14 protein-coding genes are annotated in these 18495 nt (G+C 71.8%); 9 read left to right on the top strand and 5 right to left on the bottom strand.

The genetic code is table 11. The features are described 5' to 3' along the window. The first annotated feature begins 61 nt into the window (after nucleotides 1-61). Both ACFY3I_RS04885 and ACFY3I_RS04880 read left to right on the top strand, forming a co-directional pair. Complete coding sequence (locus ACFY3I_RS04885) at nucleotides 62-619, top strand: DUF485 domain-containing protein (protein WP_390859328.1); 558 nt, start codon at nucleotides 62-64, stop codon at nucleotides 617-619. Further along, the gene (locus ACFY3I_RS04880) at nucleotides 616-2208 is read left to right on the top strand and encodes a cation acetate symporter (protein ID WP_365288697.1); all 1593 of its coding nucleotides are present in this window, start codon (nucleotides 616-618) and stop codon (nucleotides 2206-2208) included. The genes ACFY3I_RS04885 and ACFY3I_RS04880 overlap by 4 nt, the downstream gene beginning before the upstream one ends. Nucleotides 2209-2227: 19 nt before the next feature. Here ACFY3I_RS04880 and ACFY3I_RS04875 read toward each other — a convergent pair whose 3' ends face one another. Beyond that, nucleotides 2228-2920 (bottom strand): response regulator, encoded by a 693-nt coding sequence (locus tag ACFY3I_RS04875; RefSeq protein WP_390859327.1) that lies wholly within the window; start codon nucleotides 2918-2920, stop codon nucleotides 2228-2230. 158 nt (nucleotides 2921-3078) lie between these two features. Between ACFY3I_RS04875 and ACFY3I_RS04870 the strand changes: the two genes are divergently transcribed. Genes ACFY3I_RS04870 through ACFY3I_RS04860 form a run of 3 tightly spaced genes read left to right on the top strand, consistent with a single transcriptional unit; the run spans nucleotide 3079 to nucleotide 5861 of the window. Beyond that, on the top strand, nucleotides 3079-3894 hold the full coding sequence (locus ACFY3I_RS04870; RefSeq protein WP_365288700.1) for an ABC transporter ATP-binding protein: 816 nt from the start codon (nucleotides 3079-3081) through the stop codon (nucleotides 3892-3894). Then, nucleotides 3884-4747, top strand: coding sequence for an ABC transporter permease (locus tag ACFY3I_RS04865; RefSeq protein WP_390859326.1), 864 nt, complete (start codon nucleotides 3884-3886; stop codon nucleotides 4745-4747). The genes ACFY3I_RS04870 and ACFY3I_RS04865 overlap by 11 nt, the downstream gene beginning before the upstream one ends. A 55-nt stretch (nucleotides 4748-4802) precedes the next feature. Then, entirely contained in the window at nucleotides 4803-5861 is a 1059-nt protein-coding gene (locus ACFY3I_RS04860; RefSeq protein WP_390859325.1) for an ABC transporter substrate-binding protein, read from the top strand. Between the two features lie 189 nt (nucleotides 5862-6050). Here ACFY3I_RS04860 and ACFY3I_RS04855 read toward each other — a convergent pair whose 3' ends face one another. From ACFY3I_RS04855 to ACFY3I_RS04845, 3 genes are all read right to left on the bottom strand, one after another. After that, complete coding sequence (locus ACFY3I_RS04855) at nucleotides 6051-7709, bottom strand: ATP-binding protein (RefSeq protein ID WP_390859324.1); 1659 nt, start codon at nucleotides 7707-7709, stop codon at nucleotides 6051-6053. 86 nt (nucleotides 7710-7795) lie between these two features. Continuing rightward, nucleotides 7796-8740 carry a sucrase ferredoxin gene (locus ACFY3I_RS04850; RefSeq protein WP_390859323.1) on the bottom strand — a complete coding sequence of 315 codons (945 nt, stop codon included), beginning with the start codon at nucleotides 8738-8740 and terminating at the stop codon, nucleotides 7796-7798. 160 nt (nucleotides 8741-8900) lie between these two features. Further along, nucleotides 8901-10157, bottom strand: a complete 1257-nt coding sequence (locus ACFY3I_RS04845) for a citrate/2-methylcitrate synthase (protein ID WP_390859322.1) — start codon at nucleotides 10155-10157, stop codon at nucleotides 8901-8903. A 109-nt stretch (nucleotides 10158-10266) separates the two neighbouring features. Between ACFY3I_RS04845 and ACFY3I_RS04840 the strand changes: the two genes are divergently transcribed. Together ACFY3I_RS04840 and ACFY3I_RS04835 are read left to right on the top strand one after the other, a co-directional pair. Next, nucleotides 10267-11430: a citrate synthase/methylcitrate synthase gene (locus ACFY3I_RS04840; protein ID WP_390859321.1), complete on the top strand. Its 1164-nt coding sequence runs from the start codon at nucleotides 10267-10269 to the stop codon at nucleotides 11428-11430. Between the two features lie 288 nt (nucleotides 11431-11718). Continuing rightward, entirely contained in the window at nucleotides 11719-12810 is a 1092-nt protein-coding gene (locus ACFY3I_RS04835) for a CobW family GTP-binding protein (RefSeq protein ID WP_390859320.1), read from the top strand. Nucleotides 12811-12814: 4 nt separating this feature from the next. Here the strand turns inward: ACFY3I_RS04835 and ACFY3I_RS04830 are convergent, their stop codons facing one another. Beyond that, nucleotides 12815-15271 carry a DNA topoisomerase (ATP-hydrolyzing) subunit A gene (locus tag ACFY3I_RS04830; protein ID WP_390859431.1) on the bottom strand — a complete coding sequence of 819 codons (2457 nt, stop codon included), beginning with the start codon at nucleotides 15269-15271 and terminating at the stop codon, nucleotides 12815-12817. A 279-nt stretch (nucleotides 15272-15550) separates the two neighbouring features. Between ACFY3I_RS04830 and ACFY3I_RS04825 the strand changes: the two genes are divergently transcribed. Further along, complete coding sequence (locus ACFY3I_RS04825) at nucleotides 15551-16945, top strand: pitrilysin family protein (RefSeq protein WP_365288710.1); 1395 nt, start codon at nucleotides 15551-15553, stop codon at nucleotides 16943-16945. Continuing rightward, nucleotides 16942-18330 carry a M16 family metallopeptidase gene (locus ACFY3I_RS04820; RefSeq protein WP_390859319.1) on the top strand — a complete coding sequence of 463 codons (1389 nt, stop codon included), beginning with the start codon at nucleotides 16942-16944 and terminating at the stop codon, nucleotides 18328-18330. The genes ACFY3I_RS04825 and ACFY3I_RS04820 overlap by 4 nt, the downstream gene beginning before the upstream one ends. Nucleotides 18331-18495: the final 165 nt, after the last annotated feature.

Genomic DNA, 18495 nt, shown 5'->3' with positions numbered 1-18495 from the left:
ATGGGGTGAATAGTCCCGGGAAGAAGTGTCGGGGATCTTCCCGATCTGTCCATCCTTGGGCATGCAGTCAAGTAACGGTCGTCGCCGCGACGGCGGAGGCGGTCCCGAGAGCTCGGCCGAGCAGCCCCAGGACCAGGGCGATTACGGCTCGGCCTCCCGAGAAGTCAGGTACGAGGATCCCTGGTACGACGCGCTGGCCTCCGGGTGGGGCGAGTTGGACGGCACCGGGGTGCCGTCCCCCGTCGTACCGGCCGCGCGGACGGAGCGGGAGGGGGCGGCGGTTCGCGCGCGTGACGTGTATCTGGAGGTGCAGCGCAGCGCGGCCTTCCAGGAGGTGCGCAGCCGCTACCGGAGGTTCGTGGTGCCGGGAGTCGCCATCTTCCTCACCTGGTACGTGGGGTACGTGGTCACCGCGACGGCCGCGCCGGGGCTGATGGCCAGGCCCGTGGCGGGGGCGGTGAACGTCGCGATGGTGGCCGGGCTCGGACAGTTCCTCACCACCTTCCTGCTCACGTGGGCCTACGCCCGGCACGCGCGCCTGCGCAGGGACCGCGCCGCGTTGGAACTGCGTTGGGACACCCAGGAGCTGACCCGGGGCGCCCGGGGTGGGGTGTCATGACGGGGAATCATCAGACGCTGGCGTTGCTGCTGTTCAGCGCGTTCGTGGCGGTGACGCTCGGGATCACGACGTGGGTGAGTCGGCGTCGGCACGGTTCGGCGGAGGAGTTCTACGCCGGTGGACGGCTCTTCTCCCCGATGGAGAACGGGTTCGCCATCGCCGGCGACTACATGTCGGCGGCTTCCTTCCTCGGTGTGGCCGGGCTCATCGCGCTCTTCGGCTACGACGGGCTGCTGTACGCGGTGGGCTTTCTCGTCGCCTGGCTCGTCGTGCTGTTCCTGGTGGCGGAACTGGTCCGCAACTGCGGCCGGTTCACCCTCGCCGACGTGATCGCCGCCCGGATGCGGGAGCGGCCGGTGCGGATCGCGGCGGGCACGTCCTCGATCACCGTGTCCGTTCTCTACCTGGTGGCGCAGATGGTGGGAGCGGGCAGCCTGGTGGCCCTGCTGCTGGGGCGGACCAGTGAAGCCGCGCAGGTGTGGACGGTCATCGGGGTCGGCGCGCTGATGGTGATCTACGTGTCGTTGGGCGGGATGCGGGCGACCACCTGGATCCAGATCGTGAAGGCGGTCCTGCTGCTCAGCGGCACGGTGGTGCTGACCGTGCTGGTGCTGGTGCGGTTCCACGGCGATGTCGACCGCCTGCTGCTCACGGCGGCCGACCGCAGCGGACACGGGCGGGCGTTCCTGGCGCCGGGACTCAAGTACGGCGGCGGCTGGAGCGCCCGGCTGGACTTCATCAGCCTGGGGCTGGCGCTGGTGCTGGGCACGGCGGGGCTGCCGCACATCCTGTCGCGCTTCTACACGGTTCCCACCGCGCGGGCGGCCCGGCGTTCGACGGTCTGGTCGATCGGGCTGATCGGCGGTTTCTACCTGATGACGATCGTGCTCGGGTTCGGGGCGGCGGCCGTCGTCGGACCGGACGCGGTGCGCGCGTCGAACGAGTCGGGCAACACGGCGGTTCCGCTGCTGGCGCTCGACCTGGGCGGCGGTGTCGGCTCCACCGGCGGTACGGTCCTGTTCGCGGTGGTGGCGGCCGTCGCCTTCGCGACGATCCTCGCGGTGGTCGCCGGGATCACCCTCGCCTCGTCGGCGTCCGTCGCCCATGACCTGTACGCGTCGCTGCGCAGGCCGGGCGGCAAGCAGCGCAGTGAGGTGGCGGTGGCGCGGACGGCGGCGGTCGGCATCGGGGTGGTGGCGATCGCTCTCGGCCTGCTGGCCCGCGACATGAACGTCGCCTTCCTGGTCGGGCTGGCGTTCGCGGTGGCCGCCTCGGCCAACCTGCCGGCGTTGCTGTACTCCCTGTTCTGGCGGGGTTTCACGACCCGGGGCGCGGTGTGGGCCGTATACGGCGGGCTGGTCCCGGCCCTGGCGCTGGTCGTGCTGTCCCCGGTGGTGTCCGGAAGCCCGGGGGCCCTGTTCCCGGGAGTGGACTTCCAGTACTTCCCGTTGCAGAACCCGGGGATCGTCTCCATCCCGCTCGGCTTCCTCGCCGGGTGGCTCGGCACGGTCACCTCGGACGAGGTACCGGACGAGTCCAAGCAGGCGGAGACCGAGGTGCGGTCGCTGACCGGCGCCGGAGCCGTCTGATCCGGGCCGGTCTCCGCCGCTACGGCGCCACCCAGGCGTACCGGTGTTCCGGGCGGCCCGTGTCGCCGTACTTGAGGGAGAGGCGGAGCCGGCCCGCCTGTTCCAGGTGCCGGAGGTAGCGCTGGGCGGTGGAGCGGCTGAGGCCGGTCTCGGCCGCCACCTCGTGTGCGGAGAGCGGGTGTCCGGCGCGGTGCAGGACACCGCAGATGAGGTCGGTGGTGGGTTCGGAGTGGCCGCTGGGCAGTCCGGGCGCGGACGGGACCGGTGAGGTGCGCAGCGCGCCGAACATCCGGTCGACCTGCTCCTGGCCGGTCAGCCCGCGGCCGCCGACCCGGTCGACGGTGCGGCGCAGGGCCGCGTAGGAGTCGAGGCGGGTGCGCAGTGCGGCGAAGGTGAACGGTTTGACCAGGTAGTGCAGGGCGCCCAGGCGCATCGCCTTCTGGACGGTGGCCACGTCGGCGGCCGCCGTGATCATGATGACGTCCGTGCCGTGGCCCTGTTCCCGCATCCGGTTGACGAGTTCGAGTCCGGTCCGGTCGGGCAGGTAGTGGTCCAGCAGGACCAGATCGATGGTGCCGCGTTCCACGGCGGCCAGGGCCTGGGCGGCACTGTGCGCGCGGGCGGTCACCCGGAAGCCGGGAACCTTCCCCACGTATTTGGCGTTTATCTCTGCGACGCGGAAGTCGTCATCGACCACCAGGACGTCAATCATCAGGCCTCTCCTTCAAGGCCGGCGAGCGTTAAGCCCGTGTTTCGTCTGCGCAGTTGTAGCGCGCGCAAAACGAGCACAACAGATGCTTGCGAGCAAAAGAACGGCTTGCGCCCAGAAGACTGCTGCTGTGGGCCGTGCCACATCTACCGTCCCGGCCCATGAGCGCAGACACCAGCCCCGCCATCGAGCTGCGGGGCGCGAGCAAGATCTTCAAGACCCCGTCGGGGGGTCTGCACACCGCTGTCCGCGACCTCGACCTGACCGTGGGACGTGGTGAGTTCGTCGCCGTCGTCGGGCCGACGGGTTGCGGCAAGTCCACCACGCTGACCCTGGTCAGTGGCCTGGAGGAGCCCAGCCGGGGCGAGGTGCTGGTGGCCGGCGCGCCGGTGGCCGGTGTCGGCGACAAGGTCGGTTTCGTCTTCCAGCAGGACGCGACCTTCCCCTGGCGGACCGTGCTGTCCAACGTGATGGCCGGCCCCCGGTTCCGGGGCGTGCCCAAGGCGGAGGCGAAGGAGAAGGCCCGCGCCTGGCTGGCCCGGGTCGGACTCGCCGCCTTCGAGGACCGTTATCCGCACCAGCTCTCCGGCGGTCAGCGCAAGCGGGTGGCGCTCGCCGCGACCTTCGTGAACGACCCGGAGATCCTGCTCATGGACGAGCCGTTCTCCGCGCTCGACGTGCAGACCAGGGCCCTGATGTCGGACGAACTCCTGGAGTTGTGGGAGGGCACGGGCGCCTCGGTCGTCTTCGTCACCCACGACCTGGAGGAGTCCATCGCGCTGGCGGACAGGGTCGTCGTCATGACCGCCGGGCCCGCCACCGTCAAGCAGGTCTTCGACATCGACCTGCCCCGCCCCCGCAAGGTCGAGTCGGTGCGCCTGGAGCCGCGGTTCATCGAGATCTACCGCGAGATCTGGGAGTCCCTCGGCGAAGAGGTCCGCATCACCCGCGAGAGGGGTGCCGCCCATGTCGCCTGACGTCCTCAGCACACCGGTCGTCGACACGGCCAAGCCCCAGGACCGCGCCCAGTCCCGGGCCCGGGCCGCTCGTAGACGCAGGGCGATCGTGTTCGCCGTCCGCGTGCTGCTCCTGGTGGCCGTCCTCGGCCTCTGGGAGGCGCTGTCGCGGGCCGAGGTCATCGACCCGTTCAACTTCTCGATGCCGTCGAAGATCTGGGACCAGATCTGGACCTGGATCACACACGGCACCGCCCTCGGCTCGCTGGGCGAGCAGATCTGGTACACGCTCTACGAGGCGCTGCTCGGCTGGGTCATCGGGGTGGTCGCGGGTGTGGTCTGCGGTATCGCGCTGGGCCGTGTCGCCTTCCTCGCCGACGTCCTCGGCCCCTACATCAAGGTGCTCAACTCGATCCCCCGGATCGTGCTCGCCCCGATCTTCGTGATCTGGTTCGGGCTCGGCGCCTCCTCCAAGGTCGCGTCCGCGGTCGTACTGGTCTTCTTCCCGGTGTTCTTCAACGCCTTCCAGGGCGCCCGCGAGGTCGACCGCAACCTGGTCGCCAACGCCCGGATACTCGGCGCGAGCGACCGCAGGGTGACCCTCCAGGTCGTCATCCCCTCGGCTACGTCATGGATCTTCACCAGCCTTCATGTCAGCTTCGGCTTCGCCCTGATCGGTGCCATCGTCGGCGAGTACATCGGCGCCACCAAGGGCATCGGCCTGCTCGTCGCGCAGTCCCAGGGCACCTTCAACTCCGCCGGTGTGTACGCCGCGATGGTCATCCTCGCCGTCGTCGCGCTCGCCGCCGAAGGGCTGCTGACCTTCGCCGAGCGCCGCATTTTCCGCTGGAAGCCGTCGGACTCCGACAGCTGACCGGCCTCCCTCGACTCCACCCCCGCACCGCCTTCTCACAAGGACGTGAACCGACATGCGCAAGTCCGCCAGACTCTCCGCCCTGGCCGCCGCCGGCCTGCTCGCCCTCTGCTCCCTCACCGCCTGCGCCAACGACGCGGCGAGCACCGCCTCCACCGGCTCCGGCAGCAAGGGTGACGGCAAGGGCACGAAGGTCAAGATCATGGTCGGCGGCCTGGACAAGGTCATCTACATGCCGGCGATGCTCACCCAGCGGCTCGGCTACTTCGACGCCGAGGGCCTCGACGTGGAACTGCTGACCGAGCCGGCCGGCGTCCAGGCGGAGACCGCGCTCGTCGCCGGGCAGGTCCAGGGGACGGTCGGCTTCTACGACCACACGCTCGACCTCCAGACCAAGGGCAAGGCGGTGGAGTCCGTCGTGCAGTTCTCGCACGCCCCCGGTGAGGTGGAGGTCGTCTCCGCCAAGGCGGCCGGTGACATCGCCTCGCCCAAGGACTTCAAGGGCAAGAAGCTCGGCATCACCAGCCTCGGCTCGTCGACCGACTTCCTCACCAAGTACCTCGCCGTCAAGAACGGGGTGAAGGTCAGCGAGTTCTCGCCGGTCGCCGTCGGCGCGGGCGCCACCTTCATCTCGGCGCTCCAGCAGGGTTCCATCGACGGCGGCATGACCACCGATCCGACGGTCGCGACCATCCTGGACAAGAAGGCCGGCAAGGTCCTGGTCGACATGCGCACGCCGGAAGGGTCCCAGAAGGCGCTCGGCGGGCCCTACCCGTCGTCAAGCCTGTACATGCAGACGGACTGGGTCAACGGCCACAAGGACACCGTCCAGAAGTTGGTCAATGCATTCGTCAAGACGCTCAAGTGGATGTCCACGCACAGCGCGGCCGAGATCGCGGCCAGGATGCCCGCGGACTACGCCCAGGGCGACAAGACCCTCTACACGGAGTCGATCAAGAGCACGCTGCCGATGTTCACCGACGACGGCGTGATGCCCGAGAACGGCCCGGAGACCGTGGAGAAGGTGCTCAAGGCGTTCAACACGAACATCCAGAACGCGGACGTCGACCTCGCCAAGACGTACACCACCGAGTTCGTCGAGGCCGCCAAGTAGCCGCGGACCCGGGCGTTCGGCCGCGGGCCGCCCGCAAGGGACGGCCCGCCTCGCCGTACACGCCGGTCCGTTCGGCGACCTCCTGGGCCGAGAGCCGGTCCTGGCGTTCACCAGGGACCGGCACCCGCTGGACGTAGGCGGCGTCGACCGGGGCGTCCCGGGTGCCGTCGTCCACGACCAGGACCTCGATCATCGTGTCTCCTCGTAGGCGGGGGCGAGCGCCGCCTGCGGCTCCGGCTCGGTCAGCGCCTCGGGGAGTACGACCGTGAACTGCGCGCCCCCGCCGTCCGCCTGGTCCACGACCGCGCTGCCGCCCTGGCGTTCGGCGAGCCTGCGCACCAGCGAGAGCCCGATGCCGCGCTTGCCGTGCGCGGGCGGTTCCTTGGTGGACCACCCCTCGGTGAAGACCAGTTCACGCTGCTCGGCCCGGATCCCGGGCCCGGTGTCCCGCACCCTGAGGACGACCGTGCGGCCCTCGGCGCACAACTCGACCTCCACGCGCGCGTGCGGAGCGCCGGCGACCGCGTCCAGCGCGTTGTCCACGAGGTTGCCCACGATCGTCACCAGGCCCCTGGGGTCGATCAGCCGGTCCGGGAGCCGGGTGCGGTCCGACACCCACAGGGCGACCCCGCGCTCGGCCGCCACGGTGCCCTTGCCCACCAGCAGGGCGGCCAGCAGAGCGTCCTGGATCTTCTCGGTGACCTGTTCGGCGGTGACGCGATGGTCGCCCACCACCTCCCCGACGAACTCCACGGCGTCGTCGTACATCTCCAGTTCCAGCAGCCCGAGCAGGGTGTGCATGCGGTTGGCGTGCTCGTGGTCCTGGGCGCGCAGGGCGTCGATCAGCCCGTGCGTCGAGTCGAGTTCACGGCCGAGCCGTTCCAGCTCGGTGCGGTCGCGCAGGGTGGCGACGGCGCCCCCGTCGTCGGTGGGCATCCGGTTGGCGACCAGAACCCGGTTGCCGCGCACGGTGAGCAGGTCGGTGCCGGTCACCCGGCCGGCCAGGACGTCGGTCGTCCGGCCCTCGCCGAGCGCCTCGTCGGGGGTCCGGCCTACGGCCTCGTCGCCGATGCCGAGCAGCCGTCGCGCCTCGTCGTTCAGCAGTCGGACGCGGCCGCCGCGGTCGAGTGCGACGACCCCCTCCCGGATGCCGTGCAGCATCGCCTCACGCTCCGCGAGCAGCGCCGAGATGTCGGAGAAGGCCAGGTCGCGGGTCTGCCGCTGGACCCGCCGGGAGATCAGCCAGGCGGCCAGCGCGCCGACGGCGAGAGCGCCGCCCGCGTAGGCGAACAGCCCGGGGATCACGCTGATCAGGCGCGCCCGCACGCTGTCGTAGGCGATGCCGACCGACACCGCCCCGACGATCCGGTGCCGCGCGTCGTACAGCGGAACCTTTCCGCGCGCGGAGCGGCCGAGGGTGCCGCTGTCGATCTGCATGACCTCCCTGCCCTCCAGTGCCTCCTTGGCACTGGTCGAGACATGCTTTCCGATCTCCGAGGGTGTGGTGTGCGACCAGCGGAATCCCCGCAGGTCCATCACCACGACGTACTCGGCGCGGGTGGCCCTGCGGATCCGCTCCGCCTCCTTCTGCACCGGCCCGTCGACGGTGGGCGGGGTGGTCAGGACGCCCTCGGCGATCTGCGGGTCCTGCGCCGTGGTCTCGGCGATGGCCAGCGCCCTGCGCATCGCCTCCTGATCCAGCTGCTTGCTCAGCGGCGCCAGGAAGAGCCCGGTCGCGAGGACCGCGACCCCCGCGGCGATCGCCAACTGCATCAGCAGAACCTGGGAGAACACCTTCCGGGGCAGCCGGGGGCGCAGACGGCGTGCGGGGGGCGTGGGGCGGCTCATACCGACGAAGGTACGTGCGCGGGTGCGCCGTGCCTAAGGGGTCTGTCGCGTGGATCTCCTGACCGGCTCTCCTGGAGGGGCGGGGATCAGCCGGCCAGCGCCGACGTCCTCCCCAGCTCCCGCAGCGACACCACGTCCATCCGGGCGGGCGAGCCCAGTACCGACACCCCGCAGCTCTCCTCGCGGGGCGGCAGGGAGGTGCCCTGGGCCACGCCGACCCGCCAGTGGCGGCCGTCGGTGTGGGCGACGGTGACCTCCCAGCGCGGAGCCGCGCCCTCGGTCCGAACGACACTCAGCGCGCCGGCCGCGTACTCGCCCGCCGCCTCGCGCACGGCCAGCTCCGCGGCCTGTCCGGGCCGCTCCCAGGCGGAGCGTCCGCGGCAGCCCTCCAGCACCACGCGGCCCTCCTGCGCGCCGTGCAGGACCTCCTTGACGGCATGGGCCTCCGTCCGGCCGTACGCGTAGCCGTACGGCAGCACGAGCACCGTCGGCGAGAAGCGATGACCACCCAGATGGGTGACCTCCCAGGTGCCCGTCACCCCGGACGCGGCCAGCTCCGCGGCGAGCGGGCGGCCCAGCAGGGCGCAGCAGCGGTCCCGCTTGCCGTTGGTGCAGACGAGAGCGAGGGGGCCGCCCGGGTGCGGCCGGCCCCCGAGGGCCGTGCCGAACGAACGCGGATCGCCGGCACCGAGAGCGGCGAAGTCGAGGCCGAGCAGCCGCTCGGGGTCGCGGACGGCGGCGTTGTGCAGCCAGACGTTCCCGGGAACCGTGTGGGCCGCGTACACCTGGCGCACGGCGGGGCTGCCCGGATCGGCGTGCCGTCCGGGGCGGCGGATGAGCGCGACGCGTACGCCGGTCCCCTTGGCGGCGGCCTCCAGGGCGCGTCCCACCACCGGGTCCAGGTGGCTCGAAGTGAGCGCCTTGGCGCCCCACGGGCCGGGCTGTTCCAGCAGCAGCCACGTCGTCGCGGTGGCGGCGGTGCCGGAAACGGGCTCGTCGAGCAGCCGGGAGACGGTTGTGCACCTACTCACGGAGGTGAGCCTAACCTGACTTTGCCCGAGGTGACTTCCGGCCCCGTCCCGCGCCTCCGCCCGACGCCGCTTCCGGGCCCGCCCCGCGCGTCGGCCCGAGGTGACCTCCGGCCCTGCCGGGGCCGCCGGCGGTGGCGGACGGCCGGACGGGCCGCTCCCGCTACTCCGGCAGGGGCTGCGGCGGCCTCGGGCCGACGTAGTGACCGCTGGGACGCATCCGCAGCGGGCGTTCCCCGTACTCCTCCAGGGCGTGCGCGATCCAGCCCGCGGTCCGGGCCACCGCGAAGATCGTCTCGCCCGCGGTGGCCGGCATGCCGCAGGAGGCGGTGAACACGGCCAGCGCCAGGTCGACGTTGGCGTGCAGGGGAGCGTGCCGGGCGGTGGTGGCGACGACGTCCCGGGCGGCGAGCAGGGCGGGCCGCGCGCGGGGGACCTCCTCCAGGAGGCGGAACAGGACCGTCGCGCGCGGGTCCTCGCCCTGGTAGAGCCGGTGGCCGAGGCCGGGGACCCGGCGGCCTGCGCGGAGTTCGTCCGCGATCACCGGGACCGCGGTCCCCTGGTCGAGCACGTCGAGCAGCATCCGGTGCGCGAGGCCGCTGGAGGCGCCGTGCAAGGGGCCTTCCAGGACGCCGAGTCCGGCCGACACGGCGGCGTACGCGTGGGCGCGCGCGGAGGCGGCGAGCCGGACCGCGAGCGTGGAGGCGGCCAGGTCGTGGTCGACGAGCAGGGCCAGCGCCGTGTCCAGGACGCGCAGCTCGGCGTCGCCGGGGTCGATGCCGGTCAGCCGGCGCCACAGCCGCAGCGCCAGCGGGCCGTCGTCGTGCCGGCTCTCGCGGTGTACGGGCAGGGCCGCGACCAGGGTGGGGATCAGCACGCGCGCGGTTCCGAGCACGGCGTTCTCGGACAGGTCGAAGCGCAGCGGGTCCTCGGCGGCCGACGCGATCGTGGCGACCCGCAGTCGGTCGGTGGGGGAGGTGTGCTCCGGCAGCGCGCCGACGGCGCGCCGGGCGACGGCGACGGCGGACCGCGGCGCGGTGAGGCTCGCACCCGGGGTCAGCCGTCCCGTCCACAGCCACTCGGCCACCTCCTCGTAGGAGTGCCGCAGGGCCAGTTCGGTGGCGTCGACGCCCCGGAAGAAGTAGCGGTCCTTCTCGATCAGCGTGAGCCGGGTGCGTACCGACAGGTCCGTGCCAGTGCCCGATGTTCCGGCGGCCTCGCGCCTGTTGCGCCGGGCGAGCGCCTCGACCTCGTCCGCGTCGAAGGTGCTGGCGCGGCCACCGGGCGCACGTCTGCTGCTGAGCTGACCGCGGCTCACGTAGGCGTACACGGTCTCGGGCTTCACCCCGAGCAGCTCGGCGGTCTCCCTGGTGCTCAGCCGCCGGGCGGGGTTGCCGGGAGCTGGTTGTTGATCGCGCATGGCGTCACCGTAGTCGTATGGGGTGGACATTGATTCAATCAATATTGACAGAAATGAAGTCAAGCATGGACAGTCGGATCAAGTTCAGGGAGGAAAGCGGAGGCATGTCATGACCGTCAACAGGAGCGCGTCGACCCTTGTCGAGGTGCCGCGCGGGCTCGCCGGTGTCGTCGTCACGGACACCGAGGTGGGTGACGTCCGGGGGAGCGAGGGCTACTACCACTACCGGCACTACTCGGCCGTCGAACTCGCCCGCACCCGTGGCTTCGAGGAGGTCTGGCACCTCCTCGTGCACGGCGAACTGCCGGACCCGGCGCGCGCCGCCGCCTTCGCCGCCGAGACCGCCGCCCTGCGGCACCTGCCCGACGGGGTCCGGGCGGCGCTGCCCGCCGTGGCCGCGGCGAGCGGCGGCTCCGGGCCGCTGGCCGGGATGCGCACCGCGCTCTCGCTGCTCGGCGCGGCCCAGGGGTTCCGGCCGGTGTACGACATCGACACGGACCGCCGCCGCGCGGACACGGTCGCCGCCTGCGCGGCCGTGCCGACCCTGCTCACCGCCCTGTACCGGCTCGGACAGGGACTCGCCCCGGTGGAGCCCCGCGCGGACCTGCCGTACGCGGCCAACTACCTGTACATGTTGACGGGTTCGGAACCCGATGCCCGGCGCGCGCGGGCCGTCGAGCAATACCTGATCTCAACCATTGACCACGGATTCAACGCATCAACATTCACCGCCCGGGTCATCGCGTCGACGGGCGCGGACGTCGCCGCGTGCCTCGTGGGAGCGGTCGGCGCGCTGTCCGGACCCCTGCACGGAGGCGCCCCCAGCCGGGCGCTGGACACCCTGGACGCGATCGGTACCCCGGACCGGATCGACCCGTGGATCCGGGCGCGGGTCCTGGCCGGCGACCGCGTGATGGGCTTCGGGCACGCGGTCTACCGTACGGAGGACCCGCGTTCGCGCATGCTGCGCGAGATCGCCCAGGACTTCGGCGGTCCCCGGGTCGCGTTCGCCGTCGAGGTGGAACGCCAGGTGGAGCGCATCCTCGCCGAACTGAAACCCGGCCGCGAACTCCACACCAACGTCGAGTTCTACGCCGGCGTGGTCATGGAACTGTGCGGTCTGCCCAGGGAGATGTTCACCCCGACGTTCGCGGCGGGCCGCGCGGTCGGCTGGAGCGCCAACATCCTGGAACAGGCGGCGGACCCCAAGATCATCCGGCCGGTCGCGCGGTATGTCGGACCGGAGCCGAGGGTGGCGGACGCGGTGCGGTAGGCCGCCACGGCGACCGTCACGGGCCGGCGCCGCCGGGTTACGGCCGTCACGGGTCGGCGCCGCCGGGTTACGGCCGTCACGGGTCGGGCCCCCGGCCAAAACCGTCACGAGTCGGGCCGCCGACCGCGACCGTCACGGGTCGGCCTCCCGCCCGCGACCGACACGGGTCGGCCTCCCGCCCGCGACGGTCACCGGCCGGGACACCCGAGGCGGCGGGCAGGTCCGGGGCGGCACGCCGTTTCCTATGCTGGACCGGCCGCCACCCCGCCCGTGCGAAAGAGGTCCCCGTTGGAGCACCGCCGCAGCCCCCAGCAGATCCCGGTCGTCGTGCTCGCCGGATTCCTGGGCTCCGGGAAGACCACGCTTCTCAACCACCTGCTGCACCGCAGCGGAGGCAGTCGGATCGGCGCGGTCATCAACGACTTCGGATCCATCGAGATCGACGCGATGGCCGTGGCCGGCGCCCTCGGCGACTCCACCGTCTCACTCGGCAACGGCTGCCTGTGCTGCGCCGTCGACGCGAGCGAACTGGACCGCTACCTGGAACGGCTCGCCGACCCGGCCACCGGCATCGACGTGATCGTCATCGAGGCCAGCGGTCTCGCCGAACCCGAGGAACTCGTCCGGATGCTGCTCGCCAGCGAGCACCCCGGCATCGTCTACGGCGGTCTCGTCGAGGTCGTGGACGCCGTCGAGTTCGACGAGACGCGCGCCAAGCACCCCGGGATCGACCGCCACCTCGCCCTCGCCGACGTGGTGGTCGTGAACAAGCTCGACCGGGCCGGGCGGGGCGGCGAGCGTGTCCTCGGGCTCGTGCGGACGCTGAGCGGCCACGGGGCCGCCGTCGTGCCGGCCACCTACGGCCGCGTCGACCCCGAGTTCCTCTTCGACTGCCGGCCCGCCGAGGAACGCATCGGGCAACTGACCTTCGACGATCTCCACGAACACAGGGAGGACGACGAGCACGGGCACGCGCGCGGAGAAGTCGACGGGCACGCCGGACACCTGCACAGCAGGTACGACAGTCTGTCCTTCGTCGCCGGCCGGCCCCTCGACCCCCGCCGGGTGATGACCTTCCTGGACAGCCGGCCCGAAGGGCTGTACCGGATCAAGGGGTACGTCGACTTCGGGCCGCACGACACCGGGAACCGGTACGCCGTACACGCCGTGGGGCGTTTCCTGCGGTTCTACCCGGAGCCTTGGGGGCGCGGCGAGGAACGGCTGACCCAGCTCGTGCTGATCGGCTCCGGCATCGACGCACCCGCCCTGCGCAAGGAACTCGACGCGTGCGCGAGCGACGCCCCACACGCCGACGAGTACGGCATGTGGGGCGTGCTGCGCTACGTGCAGGGCCTGGAGGAGGGTCCCGCGGAGCGGTAGGTGCCTAGACCGGGCCCGCCACCACCGACACCGTCTTCGGCAGGGAGACGCCCGAGCCGTCGCGGCGCGGGTCGATCTCGGGCAGCTCTGCCGGTGTGCCGTTCTTCTGGGCCGCCTTCGCCGGCACCGGTCCCGCCCAGGCGAAGGCCAGGCAGTCCTCGCCCTTCAGGAACCGCTGGCAGCGCACCCCGCCGGTGGCACGGCCCTTGCGCGGGTACTGGTCGAACGGGGTCAGCTTGGCCGTGGTCTGCACCGAGTCGTCCAGGGTGCCGCGCGAACCCGCCACCGTGAACACCACCGCGTCGGCCGCCGGGTCCACCGCCGTGAAGGAGATGACCTTGGCGCCCTCGGTGAGCTTGATGCCCGCCATACCGCCCGCCGGGCGGCCCTGCGGGCGCACCTGGGAGGCCTGGTAGCGCAGCAGTTGCGCGTCGTCCGCGATGAACACCAGGTCCTCCTCGCCGGTGCGCAGCTCCATCGCGCCGACGATGCGGTCGCCCTCCTTGAGGGTGATGACCTCCAACTCGTCCTTGTTGGACGGGTAGTCGGGGACCACGCGCTTGACCACGCCCTGTTCGGTGCCGAGCGCGAGGCCCGGGGAGGACTCGTCCAGCGTGATCAGGCAGACCACCGTCTCGCCGTCCCCGAGGGTGAGGAACTCGGACAGGGGCGCGCCGCCCGCGAGGGTCGGGGCGCTCGCCGTCTCCGGGAGCTGCGGCAGGTCGACCACGCTGACGCGCAGCAGGCGGCCCGACGAGGTCACCGCGCCGATCTCGCCCCGCGCGGTCGCCGGGACCGCCGAGACGATCACGTCGTGCTTGGCGCGCTTGCCGTCGGCGTCCTCCGGGAACGGCTCGCCGTTCGTCGTGCGCGCCAGCAGGCCCGTCGAGGAGAGCAGCACCCGGCACGGGTCGTCGGCCACCTGGAGCGGCACCACGGCCGCGGGCGCGCCCGAGGCCTCCAGCAGGACCGTGCGCCGCTCGGTGCCGAACTTCTTGGCCACCACGGCCAGTTCGGCCGAGACCAGCTTGCGCAGTTCCGCGTCCGACTCCAGGATCCGGGTCAGCTCGGCGATCTCCGCCGTGAGCTTCTCCTTCTCCGCCTCCAGCTCGATGCGGTCGTACTTGGTCAGGCGCCGCAGCGGGGTGTCCAGGATGTACTGCGTCTGGATCTCGGAGAGCGAGAAGCGCTCCATCAGGCGCTGCTTGGCCTCCGCGCTGTTCTCGCTGGAGCGGATCAGCCGGATGACCTCGTCGATGTCGACCAGGGCGGTGAGCAGACCCTCGACCAGGTGGAGGCGGTCGCGGCGCTTGGTGCGGCGGAACTCGCTGCGGCGGCGGACCACCTCGAAGCGGTGGTCGAGGTAGACCTCGAGCAGTTCCTTCAGGCCGAGGGTGAGCGGCTGGCCGTCCACCAGGGCGACGTTGTTGATGCCGAAGGACTCCTCCATCGGCGTGAGCTTGTAGAGCTGCTCCAGGACCGCCTCGGGCACGAAACCGTTCTTGATCTCGACGACCAGGCGCAGCCCGTGCTCGCGGTCGGTGAGGTCCTTGACGTCGGCGATGCCCTGCAGCTTCTTGGAGTTGACCAGGTCCTTGATCTTGGCGATGACCTTCTCGGGGCCGACCGTGAAGGGCAGTTCGGTGATGACCAGGCCCTTGCGGCGGGCCGTGACCGTCTCCACCGCCACCGTGGCACGGATCTTGAACGTGCCGCGGCCGGTCTCGTACGCGTCCCGCACGCCGTCCAGGCCGACGATCCGGCCGCCGGTGGGCAGGTCGGGACCCGGGACGTGCTTCATCAGCGTGTCCAGGTCCGCGTTCGGATAGCGGATCAGATGGCGGGCGGCCGCGACCACCTCGCCCAGGTTGTGCGGAGGCATGTTCGTCGCCATGCCGACCGCGATCCCGGACGAGCCGTTGACCAGCAGGTTCGGGAAGGCGGCGGGGAGCGCCACCGGCTCCTGCTCCTGGCCGTCGTAGTTCGGCGCGAAGTCGACCGTGTCCTCGTCGATCGACTCGGTCATCAGGCTGGTGGCCTCGGCCATCCGGCACTCGGTGTACCGCATGGCGGCCGGCGGGTCGTCGTTGCCCAGCGAGCCGAAGTTGCCGTGGCCGTCGACCAGCGGGACGCGCATCGAGAAGGGCTGCGCCATGCGCACCAGCGCGTCGTAGATCGACGCGTCGCCGTGCGGGTGCAGCTTGCCCATCACCTCGCCGACCACGCGGGCGCACTTCACGTAACCGCGCTCGGGGCGCAGTCCCATCTCGTTCATCTGGTAGACGATGCGGCGGTGCACCGGCTTCAGGCCGTCGCGGGCGTCCGGCAGGGCGCGCGAGTAGATGACCGAGTACGCGTACTCGAGGTAGGAGCCGCGCATCTCGTCCACGACGTCGATGTCGAGGATCCTCTCCTCGTACGAGTCGTCGGGCGGCGGGGTCTTCGTGCTGCGGCGGGCCATCGCTGCCGGCTCCTTGCTCATGCGTGAACGGATCTGACGCTGACCATTGTGGACCGCGGCACCGACAACCCGGGCCAGGACCCGGTCTCCGCGGCCCGCCCCGGTGCCGGGGAGGCGTCCGGGGGCGAGTGGGACGCAGGCTACGCGATCCGCTCTGGGCGTACGTGGTGCGGGAACTTCGCCGGGTCCCCGCGCGCTTGCATACAGTGGCAGGACCGGTAGAAAAACCGCGGTTCGCGACCGCTTCCGCGAGTGAGTGACGCGAGTGAAGGGACGTACATGCCCATGGGTCACACGACCACGGCCGAGACAGGCTCCGGAGGCCTGACAGCGACCGAGCACCGCTTGGCCAACGGTCTGCGCGTGGTGCTCTCCGAGGACCACCTGACCCCGGTCGCGGCGGTCTGCCTCTGGTACGACGTCGGTTCCCGGCACGAAGTCAAGGGACGCACCGGCCTGGCTCACCTTTTCGAGCACCTGATGTTCCAGGGTTCCGCGCAGGTGTCGGGCAACGGCCACTTCGAGCTGGTCCAGGGCGCCGGCGGCTCGCTCAACGGGACCACCAGCTTCGAGCGCACCAACTACTTCGAGACCATGCCCGCCCACCAGCTGGAGCTCGCCCTCTGGCTGGAGGCCGACCGCATGGGCTCGCTGCTCGCCGCCCTGGACGACGAGTCGATGGAGAACCAGCGGGACGTCGTCAAGAACGAGCGCCGCCAGCGCTACGACAACGTCCCCTACGGCACCGCCTTCGAGAAGCTCACCGCGCTCGCCTACCCGGAGGGCCACCCCTACCACCACACGCCGATCGGCTCGATGGCGGACCTGGACGCGGCCACCCTGGAGGACGCCCGGGCGTTCTTCCGCACCTACTACGCGCCCAACAACGCGGTGCTCTCGGTGGTCGGCGACATCGACCCCGAGCAGACCCTCGCCTGGATCGAGAAGTACTTCGGTTCCATCGAGGCGCACGACGGCAAGCCCGCCCCGCGCGACGGCTCGCTCCCCGAGATCATGGGCGGGCAGCTGCGCGAGGTGGTCGTCGAGGAGGTGCCCGCACGCGCGCTGATGGCCGCCTACCGGCTGCCGGAGGACGGCACGCGCGCGTCCGACGCGGCCGACCTGGCCCTCACCGTCCTCGGCGGCGGCGAGTCCTCGCGCCTGTACAACCGCCTGGTGCGGCGCGACCGTACCGCCGTCGCCGCCGGCTTCGGCCTGCTGCGCCTGGCCGGGGCGCCCTCCCTGGGCTGGCTCGACGTGAAGACCTCCGGTGACGTCGAGGTGCCGGTCATCGAGACCGCCATCGACGAGGAGCTCGCCCGGTTCGCCGAGGAGGGCCCCACGCCGGAGGAGATGGAGCGCGCCCAGGCCCAGTTGGAGCGCGAGTGGCTGGACCGGCTGGGCACCGTCGCGGGCCGCGCGGACGAACTGTGCCGGTTCGCCGTCCTGTTCGGCGACCCCCAGCTCGCCCTGACCGCCGTCCAGCGCGTCCTCACGGTGACCCCGCAGGAGGTCCAGGAGGTCGCCAAGGCCCGCCTGCGGCCCGACAACCGCGCGGTGCTCGTCTACGAGCCCAAGTCCCCGGAGGCGGTCGAGGACGCCGACGTGCCCGCGGACCCCGAGGCCGAGGCCACGGTCGAAGCCGGCGACAACAACGAGGAGACGGCCAAGTGACCGAGCTCGCCACCATGGACTTCCACCCGCAGCCCCAGCCCGGCGAGGCGCGGCCCTGGGCCTTCCCGGCCCCCGAGCGCGCCACCCTGGACAACGGGCTCACCGTGCTGCGCTGCCACCGTCCCGGCCAGCAGGTCGTCGCCGTGGAGGTGCTCCTGGACGCGCCCCTGGACGCCGAACCGGCCGGCCTGGACGGCGTCGCCACGATCATGGCGCGCGCCTTCTCCGAGGGCACCGACAAGCACTCCGCCGAGGAGTACGCCGCCGAGCTGGAGCGGGCCGGCGCCACCCTCGACGCACACGCCGACCACCCCGGCGTCCGGCTCAGCCTGGAGGTGCCGGCCTCCCGGCTGGAGAAGGGGCTCGGGCTGCTCTCCGACGCGCTGCGGGCGCCCGCCTTCGCCGACAGCGAGATCGAGCGGCTGGTGCGCAACCGGCTCGACGAGATCCCGCACGAGCTGGCCAACCCCAGCCGCCGGGCCGCCAAGCAGCTCTACAAGGAGCTGTTCCCGTCGACCGCGCGGATGTCCCGGCCTCGCCAGGGCACCGAGGACACCGTCGAGAAGATCGACGCGGCCGCCGTGCGCGGGTTCTACGACCGGCACGTACGGCCCGCCACCGCCACCGCGGTCGTCGTCGGCGACCTGACCGGCATCGACCTGGACGAACTGCTCGGCCAGACCCTGGGCGCCTGGCACGGCACCGCCGGCCGGCCCCGGCCGGTGCCCCAGGTCTCCGCGGACGACACCGGCCGGGTCGTCATCGTGGACCGCCCCGGCGCCGTCCAGACCCAGCTGCTCATCGGCCGCGTGGGCGCCGACCGGCACGACCGGGTCTGGCCCGCCCAGGTGCTCGGCACCTACTGCCTGGGCGGCACCCTCACCTCCCGCCTGGACCGTGTCCTGCGCGAGGAGAAGGGCTACACCTACGGCGTCCGCGCCTTCGGGCAGGTGCTGCGGTCCGCCCCCGACGGCAGCGGCGCCTCGATGCTCGCCATCAGCGGCTCCGTGGACACCCCGAACACCGGCCCGGCGCTCCAGGACCTGTGGACGGTGCTGCGCACCCTCGCCTCCGGCGGACTCACCGACGCCGAGCGCGACGTCGCCGTGCAGAACCTGGTCGGCGTGGCGCCGCTGAAGTACGAGACCGCGGCGGCCGTCGCCGGCACCCTGGCCGACCAGGTCGAGCAGCACCTGCCGGACGACTTCCAGGCCACGCTCTACCGGCAACTGGCCGCCACCGGCACCGTGGAGGCCACCGCGGCGGTCGTGAACGCCTTCCCGGTCGACCACCTGGTCACCGTCCTGGTCGGCGACGCGGCGCAGATCAGGGAGCCGGTCGAGGCCCTCGGCATCGGCGAAGTGACGGTCGTCGCCGCGGAGTAGCCGGGCGACGCCCCGCGCGTGAACGGAGCCCTGGTGACCACCCGGCCACCAGGGCTCTGAAATGTCCGGATTGGTGCGGAGGTTGCCTGTCTGCCCTGTGGGATGCGCGACAAAATCCGCGTTCCGTTTGAGGATTGCGAGGACGCCCTCGTAGGTTCTTCCAGG

This window comes from Streptomyces sp. NPDC001068 (assembly GCF_042897315.1).
Classification (GTDB): Bacteria; Actinomycetota; Actinomycetes; order Streptomycetales; family Streptomycetaceae; genus Streptomyces.
This window is presented reverse-complemented; position numbering and strand designations above follow the sequence as displayed.

Excerpts from the sequence above, each read along its gene's own strand:
- ACFY3I_RS04885 (WP_390859328.1), top strand. The coding sequence starts at position 62 with ATGCAGTCAAGTAACGGTCGTCGCCGCGACGGCGGAGGCGGTCCCGAG.
- ACFY3I_RS04880 (WP_365288697.1), top strand. The coding sequence starts at position 616 with ATGACGGGGAATCATCAGACGCTGGCGTTGCTGCTGTTCAGCGCGTTC.
- ACFY3I_RS04875 (WP_390859327.1), bottom strand. The coding sequence starts at position 2,920 with ATGATTGACGTCCTGGTGGTCGATGACGACTTCCGCGTCGCAGAGATA.
- ACFY3I_RS04870 (WP_365288700.1), top strand. The coding sequence starts at position 3,079 with ATGAGCGCAGACACCAGCCCCGCCATCGAGCTGCGGGGCGCGAGCAAG.
- ACFY3I_RS04865 (WP_390859326.1), top strand. The coding sequence starts at position 3,884 with ATGTCGCCTGACGTCCTCAGCACACCGGTCGTCGACACGGCCAAGCCC.
- ACFY3I_RS04860 (WP_390859325.1), top strand. The coding sequence starts at position 4,803 with ATGCGCAAGTCCGCCAGACTCTCCGCCCTGGCCGCCGCCGGCCTGCTC.
- ACFY3I_RS04855 (WP_390859324.1), bottom strand. The coding sequence starts at position 7,709 with ATGAGCCGCCCCACGCCCCCCGCACGCCGTCTGCGCCCCCGGCTGCCC.
- ACFY3I_RS04845 (WP_390859322.1), bottom strand. The coding sequence starts at position 10,157 with ATGCGCGATCAACAACCAGCTCCCGGCAACCCCGCCCGGCGGCTGAGC.
- ACFY3I_RS04840 (WP_390859321.1), top strand. The coding sequence starts at position 10,267 with ATGACCGTCAACAGGAGCGCGTCGACCCTTGTCGAGGTGCCGCGCGGG.
- ACFY3I_RS04830 (WP_390859431.1), bottom strand. The coding sequence starts at position 15,271 with ATGGCCCGCCGCAGCACGAAGACCCCGCCGCCCGACGACTCGTACGAG.
- ACFY3I_RS04825 (WP_365288710.1), top strand. The coding sequence starts at position 15,551 with ATGCCCATGGGTCACACGACCACGGCCGAGACAGGCTCCGGAGGCCTG.